This is a genomic window from Terasakiella sp. SH-1 (assembly GCF_004564135.1).
GTDB lineage: Bacteria > Pseudomonadota > Alphaproteobacteria > Rhodospirillales > Terasakiellaceae > Terasakiella.
Map to the genome: position 1 here is coordinate 1622865 of NZ_CP038255.1, position 16002 is coordinate 1638866.

Here is a 16002-nt window from a genome sequence, read left to right on the forward strand (position 1 = left end):
GAAAATATTATATTTTTGCGTCCAGTTTCCAACCAGATCCGTATAGGTCACAGCAAAACGGCCATTGCCCAAACTCACCACATCATGAGGCACCTGATAGATCCCCACCTGCGGGATCATTTGTTCTGCAATGAGCGCGGTTCCGGTTTCATCAACAATCCGGACATAAACCCCTTCATTCGAGCTTGCCCGTTGATCGCGCCAAATAACGGCAAAATCTTCTTTGCCATCGGCATTCACATCGCCAAGAGACGCAACAGAAGATTGATATTGGCTGCTGCTAGACGCCCCGTTCACCACATAGTTCGCAGCGAGGTTCACCATATTGCCAGACACATTGACTTTTTGCACAATCACATCAGAGTTTGCCCCCGGTGTGGAATATGTCACCAAATAGCCACCGTCATCTGTGGTCGTTGCATTTGGATAAAGTGAATAGCCATGGGAGGCACTGACAACGAAATCACTCCCAATCGGGTGGCCTGAGGGATCATAGACCCGCCCGCGAATTTCATTAACCGACCCATTATAATGGGTCCAAAACACACCATAAGACCCATCGGCATGGGCAACCGTATCCAGACTATCTGTCGATCCCGGCCCAGATGTGGTTGCTGTGGTGGAAACCTGTTCATCCCCATCAACCATGATGGATTTTTCAGGGGCCAAGAACTCTGGCGCATCATTAACCGGGCTTACGGTGAATTGGATATTTGCGCTCGCATCAAACTCCCCGTCACTTACGACATAAGGGAACGTTTGTGTTCCTTCAAAATCAGCGCGTGGGGTAAAGATAAACTTGGAACCATCAAAAGCAAGACTGCCACTTGGAAGTATCAGGCTTTCTTCCCAGGCTGTACCAACTTGAATAACCTGCCCTGCGACAGATTTTAATGTGAGTTCTCCAACCGTATTATCAACATCACTGACATTTGCCAGAATGTCACCGATTGTGAGTTCTTGTGCGGTTTCTTCTGCACCGCTAGAGGCTGCGATAGAAGCAACAGGCGCATCATTTACAGCAAGAACATCAAAATTATAACTTCCTGTTATGGTATTCTCACCATCACTCAAGCTATAGGTAAACCCATCACTTCCCGTGACATCACTGTCGGGAACAAACATCACAAGCCCACTGGGGACTTCTGTATCAAGCACAACAGGCGCACCCTGAAGAGGTTTATCTGTTTGTTCATCCATAGTTGCGTGATAAAGCGTACCATTTGACGGCAAGCTTGTAAGCATCGCAGTTAATGTCACGCTATCAACATCATATCCACCAAGTGCAAATACCTTGGGCTGATCTTCAATCGCAGCAACCAGACGTTTTGCCATAATGGCACCTGTCTGGTCATCCTGCCAGGTCATCACAAACTGATTATCATCGCTGGCCGTAATTTGGTGGCTGTGCTGCGCCCCGGTATCCGTATCATTGACTTTAAACGCAGAACCGGCCAGTCGCCCGTCCTCGGTTATATACTGGGCATAAATATCTTTTGCTGTTGCTGTATCCGTCCAGGAAACAAGCAAGATCCCATCTTCTGCCACTGCGATTGAAAGACCGGGATCAACCCCCAATGAAGGATTAATGGCAACAGGAACAGACGTAACCGGTTGATAATCGCTGCCATAAATCATGACACGGATTTCGCCTGCCCCATATTGGTAGGCAACAGCAAAACCACCATCATGTGTGGCAATCAGATCAGATGATGCCTGATTTGTGCTCCCATCTGTCGGTAATTCAAGAAGCGGTGTGTTTTCCGGTGTTCCTGCGTCCAGAGACAAATCCGGTTTCAAAATCTGAACGTGGCTTTCCTTAACCCCGCCACTTTCAATATGCCAAAGAACAGCCAGTTTATTACTGCTTTCCAGTTCAACAATTTTCGGATACAGGTTGGTTCCTGACGTCGCGCTTGTCCCCGGCAACGTCACATCACTCACACTTTCCCCAGCGCTATTAAAGCGATGTACATTAATGGGATAACTCGAAGATGACACCACATAGCTGACGACAAAACCACCATCAGACATGGCTGTGATATCAACACTATGCGGGTTTCCTGTTGTTGAAACAGCAGCTCCAGCCGGGCTCACATCTTCCGTTTGCGGGTTAACCAACACAGCCTGGAATTTATTGGTTGTTGCATCCAGATAAGCCACAGCCACCCGGTCATCTGACAAGGTTGTAATAACCGGATCATATTCCGCCCCAGCCGTTGCTGCGATATTAAAGGCGTGCCCAATTTCGTCCCCAGTTGCAGAAAAACGCTGGGCGAGGATATCCTTGGCATTGGCGCTATCAACCCACACCCCTAAATAGGTCCCATCATCCAGGAGTGTCAGCTGGGGCTCGCTGTACGTCTGTGTTGCATGATCCAGTGCAATACTGTCGACAGAATCAGAACCAAAGGCAATGGGCGCATCATTTACTGGGGTTACGCTTGAGCTGGCCGTTAAAATATCTGTACCAAAAGAGGTTTCACCACCTGTTGCGGAAATAGTAACGCCCGTATCGCCTGATTTTCCTGTTGTCCCATCCCACAGACGGTATTGGAAGGTTTCACTTCCTGCAAAATTCTCATGTGGAACAAAACGGATTTGTGATGTGCTATCCAGTAACAGGGCACTCGTTTCTGACGTGGTGCCCATCGCCAACCAGCTTGAACCCGCATCAATGGAATATTCCCATTTCCCATGATCACTAAGCGATCCGGTAACGGCAATCCCGACAGGCAATGCAGCCCCATCTGGGTCACTTGCGCCTTGTTGACTGACAATTGCACTTACCGCCGTTGCCTCAATCGTCGTCGCATCTTCCAAATTCGCCGTAAGTTGGGCAACGGCAGTATTATCGCTGACGACAGGGGCATCGTTGGTCAGGGTAATCGTGATCGTTGCCGATGCCGGAGCACTGGTGTTCAGCCCATCATTGATCGTCACCTCAAGAACACGATCTACATCACTGGCATCATCGACTGTTGTTTTATACGTAACCGTGCGTAGAACCGCCTGGAACTGCGCAGGTGTCACAAATTCACCGCTATCAGATGTGAGGCTCAACGTACCCGTAGACGCATTATACACACCGCTGACATTATTTGCTGTTGCAACACTACTATCAAAACCAAGCTGATCACCGTTCTGAACATTTGAGATTTTGACACTGGCAGAAACAACCTCAGCGGCGGCATCCTTGTCTTCCAAAACAATATATTCAAATGGCAGGGCCACATCCCCATCTTCCGTATGGGATGAAATTGGGTCAGGCGTGTTATTAATTAAAATTTCAGTGTTGTAGCGATAATGGGACAAGGCAATATCCAGTTTGCCGTCACCATTGATATCCCCGATATCAACAGATGCCCCCCAGTCACCACCTGTACCAAGGGCAGCCCCGGCATTGATGTCCGTAAAACTGCCTGTACCGTCATTAATCCAGAATTCGTCCGTACCATCGCGGGCGACAATCACATCAAGATCACCATCGCCATCAATATCCCCGATATCAGCCCCTTGGCGAGTTGTATCCCCACTATCAGCAAACGTCCCCCCTGCGCTAAAGGTCAGGTTATCCGCCCCATCATTCAGGAAAACCTTGTTAGGTGCATAACGGTTGGTCAACCACAGGTCCTGATCACCATCGCCATCAAGGTCCCCGACTTCAATATCATTGGTTGCTGCCCCACTGCCCGGATCAAGAGTCCCGGCAGATGCGAAGGTCGGTGTCCCTGCTTCACCATCCAGACCTGTGTTTTGCCAGACTTCGCTCACACCACCCCAGGTCCCGGTTACGAAATCAATATCGCCATCAGCGTCAAAATCGCCAAAGCCGATTGATTTGCTATCCAAACTCCCAAATGCATAACCTGAATTGGTAAAGCCTCCTTCCCCATCATTAAGGAACAGTTGGTTGGCCCCATTGGTCAGGCGGAAAACATCCAGATCACCGTCGCTGTCAATATCCACGACACCGAGGTTTGCCCCTCCTGTCATGAATGCGGTTTGTTCTGTAAAGGTCCCATTCCCGTTACCCGTCAAATAGGCCCCATTTGCCATGACAAAATCGACATTGCCATCTTTATTGAAGTCCCCGACCTCAAAACGATGATAACTCGCACTGTAAACAACGCTTTCAGTCCCGAGATTACCATTACCATCGTTGAGGCGAACCTCCATACGCCCATCGCTATTGTTCGCCATAATCAAATCATTATGGCCGTCGTTATTCACATCCACGATTTCCATATCGTAATAGGACGTCGCCGTACCGTAGTTCTTTTCTGATGTCAGCGTAAAGGGCGGTTCAATCGTAATAGCCGGAATTTCATCATTGGTATCAGTCACAGAAATGGTAAACGCCAGCGGGCTTTCCAAACTGTTGGTCCCATCACTGACATCAATAGTGAGAGGAATGCTTGTCCCATCCAATTCAGCATCAAGCTTTTCACCGGATTTCAGTTTCAGCTGATTATCAACGATCTCAAAACGTGAGTCACTGATGGTATAGGTAAAGGTGTTATTGGCATCCGGGTCGGTCACAAAGACATTGCCGACCACCGCACCATCCTCATCCTCTGCAACACTTAGGCTGGAGACAGAGATATTGGTCGGTGCTTCATTGACATCATTGATATTTACCGTGAAACTTTTGGAGACAGACAACCCGCCACTGTCGGTTGCGGTGACTGTCAGTGTCACGGTCTCATTTTCTTCGAAATCCAGTTCATAACCGGATTTCAGTTTCAGCGTTTTGCCGTCACTGTCGATTTCAAACTTCGCATTATCAACACTATAGGTAAATGTATCACCTGTATCTGTATCGGTTGTGGACAGAATCCCCACGACAGCCCCGTCGGTAGCCTCATTCACACTGGAATTTGACAGCGCCATATCTGTGGGGGCATCATTTACATTACTAACCGTCAAGCTGACCGTTTGCGTAAAGCTCAAGCCATTACCATCAGACACAATAACGGTAAAACTATCCTCACCAGAATAATTTGTTTCCGGTGTGTACGTATAAGTGCCTGTTGTTTCATTCAGGCTGACACTGCCGTAAGACGCCTCTGCCCGTGTATCCAGTGTATAGGTCAGCGTATCCCCATCGGGATCAAACACACCGATATAATCAATAATTTCCGTATCAGTTGTCGTTACATTGACCGTAAAGCTTTGGGTAAAGCTGTTCCCCTGATCATCGGTTGTTGTAACCTTGAAACTGTCTGTTCCGTTAAAACTGGTGGTCGGGATATAGACATAAACCCCATCGACCGGATCAATACTGACCGTCCCTTTGGTCGGGATATCATCTGGTTCAACCGTGTAGATCAGATCAGAGCTGAAATCGACACTGCCGGTAATGACCGTATCTTCCGCCACAGTCCCAGAAATGGTCGCAAAACCTTCAGGCGCGTCATTCACTGCATTGACCGTAAAGGTCATGGTCGCTTCATTTTCAGAAAAGACCTGCTGTACGACATTGCTGCTATCAGTATATGTTTCCCCGTCTGAGGCTTTCCAGCCCATGCTCAAGGTCCCGGTGAAATCCCCTTGCGGGCTAAAGACCAGATTAGGGATATCGGCAACAGCGATCTTGTCATAAAGCGACACAGCCGACCCATTCAGCTTCAACGTCCCGATATCGGTGTTGAGATAGGTCTGCCCCCCGTCACTAATGCTTTCAGCCGGAAGCTGGGTAATCTGAATATGGGTCAGACTGTTGCTTTCAACATCGCTATAGCCTGCAGTGAAATCTGATGCCGCAAAGGTATAGTCATTGCCTTCATCAAAACTCAGGGATGTATTACTGACAACAGGTAAATCATTTGTCCCCGTCACCGTCACACTCACTGATCCGGTCGCGCTCAACCCTGCACTATCTGTTACCACATAGGTAAAGGTATCGGTGAGTGTCTCCCCATCCCCCAGAGCTTTGATTGTTGCATCATCCGGGTCCGGTGTGTAGGTCACACGCCCACCCACGCCACTGTCCAGAATGGTTACTGTCCCTTTGGTCGGCGGTGTGGCAATGGATGTCACGGTCAGGGTATCGCCCGTATCCACATTCACATCATTCGCCAACAGGTTCAAGGTTACTTCGGTAATCTCATCTGGGGTTGTCGCAATATCTGCAATCGCAATCGGCGCATCATTGATTGGGTTCACAGTCAATGTCGCTGTGGCAGAAGCAATTTTCCCGTTATCGGTTGTGATGATATAGGTAAAGGTCACATCCCCGACCTCATCAGTCACCGGGGTAAAGACAAATTTCCCGTCACTATTAACTGAAATGGTCCCAGAACTTGGCTTACCCACATCAAGGATGGTCACAGCTTCACCATCTTCACGATAATCGTTTGCCAACAACAGATCATCCAGTACCAGCGATGTGTCTTCATCCACAGACAAGGTATCGGCCACTGCAATCGGCACAGCCTTGGCTGCGGCCTGTTCGTTTGCCAATTCCACCTTGGCATCGACAAGGTTGGACAGCTGTTCATAACCTTGGTTCAAACCACCAACGTCACCTTCAATCCGTTCGATGCGCGACGCATGAGCACGGGTCAGCTCTAACTGGTTGACGGCTGTTTGCTTATAAGTCTTGGCCGCATCGGCATACGTTTTGGCATCTCCCACCGGGTCAACGTCATTATTGACATCAACCGTCTTGTTGGCTTCTGTACGCGCAGACTGACTGGCTGTCAAAGATGCCGTGGCGGCTGTACTGACATCTGTTTGAATGGCCGCCAACTTGTTTTGCGCCGCTGTCACAGTTGTTTTCAGGGTGTTTAACTGGCTGACAAGATCGTCATAAGTCGCCTGTCCCAAATTATCGACGATCGTTGTCTGATTTGATGCTAACGTGCCGCTCAGCAAACTGTCGATATTGGAATTAATCGTCGAGGTCAGCGATGTAATATCAGCAACGACCCCAACCGTGTCTTCCGTACTATCCGGATCATCATAGACCTTGGCCGCAAGGGCTGCAGCGGCTTCCGCATCCACAGCTTCTTGTTCAGCCGCAGCTTCATAGGCAGCAACGGCCTTGGCAACAGCCGCTGTAATATCGGTCGCCGCACTATCTGCGGTATCTTCTGCCGTGATGGCGGCTGTTGTGGCAATCGCATGCTGCGTCACGGCCTCTTGTAACGAGGCAAAGGTCTCACTCACCGATTGATGGGCATTGGTGATCAAGTCTTTTTGCAACGTCGTAATCGAGTTTGCATTCGCCTTGGTGGTCAATTCAGTCTTAAGATCGGCAATGAAGGCATCAAAGGCCGTTTCATAGGCTGTGACCTTGCCTGTTTCTGCCGTTTCCAAGGTGCTATTATCCGCAGCCGTTGTGGTTGTTGTATCGGTATTGGCATGTGCGGTAATCGCCGCAGACATTTCATTATAGGCCGTGGTCAGGCTATTCAGTTCAGATGAGGCTGTCCCAATCACGTCATAGGCCGCAATTAAGGCGGTATAAGCATTGTTGAAATTGCTCAACGCATTGGTTTCAGCTGTTTCAACAGTAGACTGCTGGCTATGAGCTGTATTGGCTGCGGTACGAGCCTGATCAATTTTCTGCTGATTGGTCAGGGTTGCATCTGTGGTTTTGGCAGACGCTTCTTGAGACGCTGCACTGGCTGCTGTGGCTGCTGTTTCAGCACTGCTGGCATTCGTTTCGGCCCCCTCACGATAGCTTTCGACTTTTACCAACTGATCAGCAATCTGTTCTGATTTATCAAAACTGGTTTTCGTCGTCGCAGCCGCATCCTTGCTATTGCTTGCCTTGGTCACAGCTGCAGCGGATTTCACCTGTTCTGCTGCTGCATCCGCTTTTTCAGTGGCTGCAATATTTTTCTGGGTAACGGCTGTATCTTCCTGTTCGCCTGCAATCTTACGACTGTTGGAAATTTCCTTGGCATTGGAAATACCATCACCATCAATATCGCTTTCATCAGTGCCCGATGTACTTGTATCATCGGTAAAGAAACTGGAGGTCAGCGTAGAAGCATCAAAACCATCAAGATAGGTCACATAGTTTGATGACTGAGACGGGTTGACAATTTTGGCAACCGTTTCTGCTTCCGCTGCAGCTGCGTCAGAGGCTGTACGGGCCGCTTTTGCCGCCGTATCAGCAGCCGTTTTGGCCGTTTCAGCCGCCTTCATCGCATTATAGGCATCCTGATAAGCATTCTTGGCATCATTTAAATCATTAAGGATTTGAGCCTTTTGTGCCAAATCCGTATAACCATGATAGATATAGGCATCCTGGGCACCCGCCTCATCTGTAATGCTATCTGCCCCGCCCAGCCCGTCAACAGCTGTGCCATTGGCCGCATCCAGTGTATCGGCCCCACTGGTCCCAAACAAGGTTGTGTAGCTGCCCCCATTTTCCAGATCGAAATTGGATGAACTGAGCGTGCCTGTCATATTGGTGATTTCAACAAAGAAATCCGCATAAGGGTCAGCCGTTGTAATCTTGGTAAAGACATAAGTGGAACCACCATTGCTGAAATGCACAATGGAATTTTCCGCCACAGTGCTATCGGCAATAATATTGGCCCGTGTCGTTTTAACATCCGTGTCAAATGTGTAGGCTGTTTCTACAAAGCTCAGATGCGTGCCGTTCTGCAACACAAGTTTGTCATCACCCGTATTGAAATTGGCGATGGTATCCTTGTTGTTATCGGCAAAGTTTGCGGTGCTTTCCAACGTGGTCAAATGACCTTTGGCCGCAGCCTCATCCAACACCGCCTGATCATAGGATGCTTTGGCCGTCGCGGCATCTGCCTCAGCCGTATCTGCGGCTGTATCAGCAGCATTGGCCGATGCGACAATCGCATCAATATCGGCCTGTACTGCATTTTTAGCCGCTGTTTCCGCATCAGCCAAGGCTTTCTGCGCCTGAATACCCGCAATATTTTTCAATGCGGTTTGAGCCGTAGCAGTAAAACCGGCAACGCTTTCCGCATGCCCTGCCCCATTAGATGCCGCCGCTGCTGTATTTTGCGCTGCGGTAATCCCCGCATTCACATCTGCCGAAGTTGCCGCCTGTGCCGCAGCATTTTGCGTATTGGCTGTTTTCAGTTCTGTTAAGGCCGACAACGCAGAAACCACGCCCCCGTCATCCGGGGTATTACCCTCATCCAACATGGCCGCAATCGCATTGATGGCCTGTGTTGCTGCCGAAGATCCAAAACTGCTTAACCCTGATGCGTTAGACAATGCGGTATGCGCATCAAATAACAGGGTCAACAGGTCACTATCGCCACCTGTGTCCACATCACCAATATCGGCAATCGCACTATCAATCTGTGTACCATTGGGTGATGTCCCAGATGTGCCCCATCCATCAACATCACTTTGAAGCGACCCAATTGCACTAAGCGCACTGGTCATTTTCGTCAGTGCGGTATTGATGTCGCTATTCCCACTGCCTTCAATCGCAACAAGGCCATCTACGGCAGATTTAGCTGCATTCACCCCGGTATAGGCTGAATCAACCGCTTCCTCCGCTGCTTTTTCTGCACGTTCAAGGGCAGACGCCGAAGCCGTTTGCGCGGCATCAAGGTCAGCTTCCGCAGCCAAGGCTTTTTGGGCCGCAATGGCATTGGCCTTTGCCAGTGATTGCGCAACCTCTTGCACCTTCACCGTCACATCTTGAAGCGCCTGGGCTGCTTCATCAGCCTTTTTACCCGCCAGTTCAATACTTGCCTGCGCAGACTTATATTTCTGGAAGGTTGAGCCGTAAATTACGGTTGAAGCATCAATTTTCACCCATTCCGCATTGGTATAAGAGGCAAAGTCCTGAATGGTGCCGCCGTCATCATTGGCCGCTTTAATCGCCACATGATATTGTGCCAAGGCATTTTGCGCCTTGGTCAAGGCAGCATCGGCGCTGGCTTTGGCCGTTTGTGCATCTGCCAAGGCCCCAACCGCATCATCTGTACTATTGGGATTATCGTAGGCATTTTGCACCAAGCTTTGATCAAAATTGGCATCATCTTTGGAATAAGTCGCCGCCGTCACCGCCTTGGCATCAACAGTCGTTTTTTCAGCGGCAATATTGCTGAGCGCCGTATCCAGTTCTGTTTGCGCAGTGCTGAGACGGAAATCCACTTGCGCTTCAGAAACCGAACGACCCAATTGTTCCGCTGCGGCAGCAAAGGCGGCATCAGAGACCGCATCGGCTAATTGATCTGTTGCATTATTGGCCGCTGTTAACGCCCGATCATACGTTGTTTGCGCCACTGTTAAACGGCTTTTGGCATCACTGAGCGCTTGTGCCGCATCCTGAGAAGCTGCCAAAGCGTTGGCTGTCGCATCACCAGCCGCCGTCGCCGCAGAAGCCCAAGCCTGATAAATCACATTTGATGTATCATTCCCCACTTCAACCAAAACAGCAGCTGCCTTATCTTTGGCCGTTTTTTCTGAATCCACCAAACTGTTATAAGCCGCCCCGGCAGAGGCCGCATCGACTTCGGCATCGGCCACAGCGGTGCGAGCGCTATCCAACTTGGTTGAGGCATCACTTAACGCGTTGCGCGCAGATGTTTCGTTATTTGCCGCCGTCGTCTTGTCACTATCAGCAGAAAGTCGTGCAGAAGTCGCCGTGCCATCGCGCCATTTATCAGCAGCCGCTGCGGCATTATCGGCTGTACCGACAGCAGCTTCGGCTTCCCCGACATACCCTTGAGCTGCCTGATTTTTTGCACGTGCATCACTGGCATGTGTCGCCGCCGTTGTGCCCGGCCCTGGACCAGCAGCGGCTTCAGATGCCGCCGTTGCTGCCGCCTGTGCCTTGGCTGCATGGTCACGTACAGATGTTAAATAGGTTTCAGCAGATTGCTTATCCCCGTTAACCGCTGCTTCTTGCGCATTTGCCAAAGCCGTTTTTGCCAAGGCTTCTTCGGAAGTTGCCGTGTTTTTGAACTCAAGCGCCTTGGCCGTATCAGCTTCATCTTCGGCTGCTTTTTGTTTTTCGCGCTCTTCTTGGGCTTTCGCAGCATCTGCTGCGGCTTTATCAGCTGCGGCCTGGGCAGCGACACGGGCTTTTTCCGCCTGAACAGCCGCATCGACCCGTGCATCCCACAATTTATCATAAAGATCCAATGCATTGTTGATCTGCACAATGCGCTGTACAGCAGCAGAAGCCGCCCCATTTTCATCAGCAATCTGACCTGCAACTTTGCTGAGTTTATCAACCGTAGTGGAATAGGTTGAATAATCCGCCCCTGTCAGTTCTGCCAAATCCAAAATCAAACGGGCATCAACAGCCAGATTTTCCGCCTGCGTTGCATATGTATCGGTTAAGTTTTTGGCTGTTTTTGCCGTAGACAGATTTGTCGCCACCGATGTTTTCAGGTTTTCCAACTTTGTAAAAAGCGGATCATAACTGGCAACATCTGTCCCTTCCCGTTCCTGACGTTCCGAAGTCGACACAGCCATTTGGTCAGGATCGACCAGAACAGAAACGATTGAAGCCGTATCGCTAATATTAAAGACTTCACGCACACTTTCCACACTGGCATCTGTCTTGTCATTTTCCGCCTTATCGGCTTTGACATATTCTGCCTCTGCCGCTGTTTTTTGTGTGCTGGAATTAGACAGCAATCCAGTACGGCCGGTCTCCACACCATTGGCATCAATGGTGCGCCCCCCTACCGTATTGCTAAAGGCCGTAATGACTTCTTTAGCCGCCGCCTGCACGTTGACGCGAATACCTGTCGATGTGGTGGAATTATCACTGTGTGTGCCCCCATTCAGCAACGCTTTCACATCTGTGGCATAATTTTGCACGCTATCAGCCAAACTGCGGGCCAAATCAAGATTACCTGCTGTTTGCGCATCAACAACCTGCTGTACAAGCCCAGTAATATTATTAGCACTATCCCCAGACACCAATGTCAGTTTCGAAACAATGGTATCGTAATCAGTTTTGACATTACCTTCTCTGGTCGCAGAAGAATTAGCTGCTGTACTGTCCGCCCCTTTTTCCGCAATCGTCGTGGCCGCAGCCTTAAGGGCTTTAGCCTCAGCCTCAGCAGACTGGATTTCCTTTTGCGCAGCTTGTGCTTTTTCCACCGCAGCCTGCAAGGCTTGTGTTTTCGCCGCCTCAGCTGCAGTCGTAGCCGTGACCTTGGCCGCTGCAATACTGCTTGCATCACCAGAAACGATTTCAGTAATCACCGCAACAGACTGAGTTGCTGACTGATACTGTTTCAGGGCTTCGTTATAAGCACTTTGCGCTGAGGTCTGTAGCGCCTGTAAATCGGCAATAACGGTATCCACATCACTGGGGGGACGCGGATAATCGGTTTTAATATCGTTCGCACGCTTTAAAACATCATCATCGGTTGAACCGCTATCATCAGCCGCAAAACGATCATAAGCCTGTTTCGCCGCTTCCATCGCAGTCTGGGCTTCACCTTGCAAGGTTTCCGCAGCCGATTTAATACTGGCACGCGTTGCACTGTCATCCGTACTTTCCGCCTTGGCAATTTCAGCTTCGGCCGCCTTGGCCTTATCTGCGGCAGTCTTGGCCTGTGCCAATGCTGTATCCAGTAAGGCGCGCCCATCAGACAAAATATCATCCAGATCGGCTATGGCTTCTTGTTCTGCACGGGTCTCCAGCACAGATAATCGTGATTGGAAGATCGCAACGGTCTTGCTTTCGACCGAAACATCCTGTTGGGCCTCAATCAAATCATCCAGTTTGTCATTCACATCATCGCGTGCCGTACTTTCCGTCGTCTTGGCATCATCCAATGTTGTCTTCAACGAATTGGCAGAAGATCGCAGCGCCGTCGCCTTGGCAGAGGCATCATCATATGCCTTCTGCCACAGGGCTTGTAGTTCCTTACCAAATTTAATGACTGTTTCATAAGCGGAAACCTGCTGTTCCCCAATCAAGACATTGCGCGCAGCCTCAATATCCTTTGGGTCATCTTGTAAGGCTTGCTTCCACTCGCTAAAGGTCTTTTTCTGATCAGCCGTTGCTGCTGAATTACTATGATATTTTTCATTTGTATCAGTTGGATAGCTATCCAGTTTAGCCTGACGATTTGCGACATAATCCTTCACTTCCTGCAAGCCATCCAGGCCACTGCCATCAGAAGCTGTAAAGCTGCTATCACCTGCATTAATCGTAGCCGCACCAGCCTCATAGACTGTCGCCTTGGCATCTTCACGTGCCCAATTCAACAAAGCCGTCAACACATTACCAGAGGCCGTTTTCAACGTGCTTGCTGCCGTATCAAAGGCAGACTGCGCTGTTGCCAAATCTGTTTTGGATTGTGCCAGTCCCGTTTTTGCACTGGTCAAATTGCTGGTGGCCGCATCAATATCCGCTTGAGTGACACGCTCCCCTGCCACAGAAGCTTCTGCTGCATTTTTGGTGGTGCGATCAAAGTTGCTCAAAATGGTTTGAGCACCGCTTGAGTTCTCGCTCTGCGCTGAACCCCTCGCCGTTGTATAGGTTGAAATCCCGCTTAAAACCTGTGAAGGGACGTTATCATCCCCAACAGAATCAATATATGCCTGCTTGGCCGCATCATAATCAGTTTTGGATTGCGCAGAACCTGTTGGGTCAACAAAGTCATAGGCACTTTTTTGTGCCGCTGAAGCCGCCGTTGCCGCAGCATCCATCAAACCTGCAGAATCAGCATTACCACTATCAGCATTGATTACATTTGCCGCTTGGGTTGCCGCTGTTTTGGCATACCCATTGAGAACCAAAACTTCGTCGATAAAGCCATCAAGCTTGCTGCTATCCACCGTGCTACCTGCAACAAAGTCAAGATTTTTCAGGTTGCCAAGCTGCGTATCCACCGCCAGCAAATGGTTATCCAAATTTGTAAGGGCATTGGGATTACCACTATATGTCAAAGCAGCGCTAATTTCCGCCTGGATACCATCAAAATATTTATAGACTTCCGTTGTGGTGTCGCCAAAGGTCAACTTACCCGTGCTTGGGATACCATCAATGATGATTTCACGCGCTTTGGCACTGGCTTCGGCATCTGTGCCGCCGTTATCTTTGACAAACTTGGCCGTACGGGTAACGGCCTCAACCATGCGGTCTTTGACCGACAGGCTCAGATCCGGGTTAGAGGAATTGGCATCTTGTACCAGTGTCATGGCAGAAACGATGTTCGTTGCCTCTGTCATGGCCCCGGCCAAACTGGTCTGGATCGTCTGAAGGGCCGTAATGGCACTGGCTGGGTCGTCCAGCACTTTCAATGAACGTGCAATCAATTCTGTCAGGTCAATGACACTTGTCCCGACGATCCCTATAGCATTGGCGGTGGAATAACCTTCCATCACGTTGTCAATACTATCCTCGATGGCATTCGCCGTATCATTATCCCAATCAATGGAAATAACTCCAACCTTGGCCTGAATTTCAGCCGACCCACCGCTGGAACCGGCAGTTTGTTCAAGGGCTGAACCACTGCTGGCAATGGACTGCATATCTGTTGCCAATGTGGACAAGCTATTGGCCTGTGCCGTAATTGCAGCATCTTCATCAAGGATGTCTTGAGTCGCCTGTACTGCTGCAACTTCGGCAGTTTCTTCCAAATCAGCGACGAGTTCTTCAATCAGATCAGCAGAAGCCGAGAAATTGGCCTGTGTCACAGCGACCGTTTCAAAAATTTCCTGTAAGGCTTCGGCCGTATCCAGATCGACCAAGACCTCTTCCGGGGCAACAATCTCCCCCTTTGCTTCCGGGTTTTTCGCTTGTACAATGGCCGCTACCACTGCCGGGGGCAACAGATTTGCTGCATTTGGCAGCGCCGAGATAGCCGCCCCTGCCAATTGGCCGATTTCAGCCGGATTTAAAATACGCGGGGCAGAGTTACCGCTGGCCGTACTGGTCATCCCCTGAAAAGCTTGGTTAATGGTGGTCGTCTCGCCTGTGGCCGTGTTGGTGACGATAAACTCCCCTGTCACCTGACCGCCGCCACCGGCAATCTGATCCAGCTCAAGGTCTGCACCTGCCCCTTCCTGTTCAGGCAGCATAACAGCATCTAATTGCCCTTGCGCAACCTTCAACACCCCTGCGGTTCCACGAATACCGATGGTCGCAATGGGGGTTGAAATTTGCATGGCGTCCGGGTTCACCTTGGCAACAGCACCGGACACAAACGTCATGGCACCACTCAGCAACGTCATGCCAATGGCACCGTCTTCACCACCCGGATCATAGACCATTTCATCCAAAATCATCCGGCCGGCCTCACCTAAGGCAAAGGTGGTTTCATCAGCAAAGACAATCCCGACAGCGCCATCATCACCTGTGACCAGCTCGTCACCTTGATAAACCGGGTCCCCGACAGACAAAGTCACGCGGGTACCATCCGCACGGATGACCTCAACCGTACCATCGGCCGTTTCGACTTTACCGATGGGTTCAGCCGCCAGCGGGTCTGTGGCCTGAGCAACTTGATTAGGGGCAATGGGGCCAGCAAGCTTGGCAACGATATGAGCGGGCAAGACCACACCGTTGGGAAGCGTAATAGCTGTTTTCATACCGGCGGCAAAATAGCCGGTAACAAGGATCGTTTCACCGGAATTGGACGTGATCAGCAGGTCAGGCCCCTGTCTGTCAAACTGCACAGTTGCAATATCGAAGGAAGGAGGCAACGCAACCTTTGCGCTATCAGCACCCAAAACGACATCAGCAGCGCGGAGGTCTCCGAACTGCCCCTTAGAACGATCAAAAAAATTCATAAGCTTGCCCGCCTATCTTGCTGTTTATCCATGCCCTCAAGAAAGCATAGGTATTCTTTTTTTAGTTATCGAATTGTAGCAAAAATATCGGTAGAACCAAAACTTTAGCACATATAAGCACAATTAAAGTTGCCTACTTACAACGCCGTTTCCAAGCACACAAAAACCACCCCCATAACCCCCTGCTTTAAAACAGTTTTCTTAAAATTTGAAGAATTAACCATTCCTTAAATAAGCATAAGAAACGCAAAGGTCTATAAACACCCAAGATGTAAA

1 protein-coding gene (cut by a window edge) is annotated in these 16002 nt (G+C 49.8%); it reads right to left on the reverse strand.

Annotated elements, in window-relative coordinates:
* Positions 1-15726: the 5' portion of a tandem-95 repeat protein gene (locus tag E4K71_RS07655; protein WP_135078294.1), read on the reverse strand. Its footprint begins 13566 nt before the window's first position; 15726 of the gene's 29292 nt are visible here — the first part of the coding sequence; the start codon lies at positions 15724-15726; the stop codon falls past the left edge of the window.
* Positions 15727-16002: the final 276 nt, after the last annotated feature.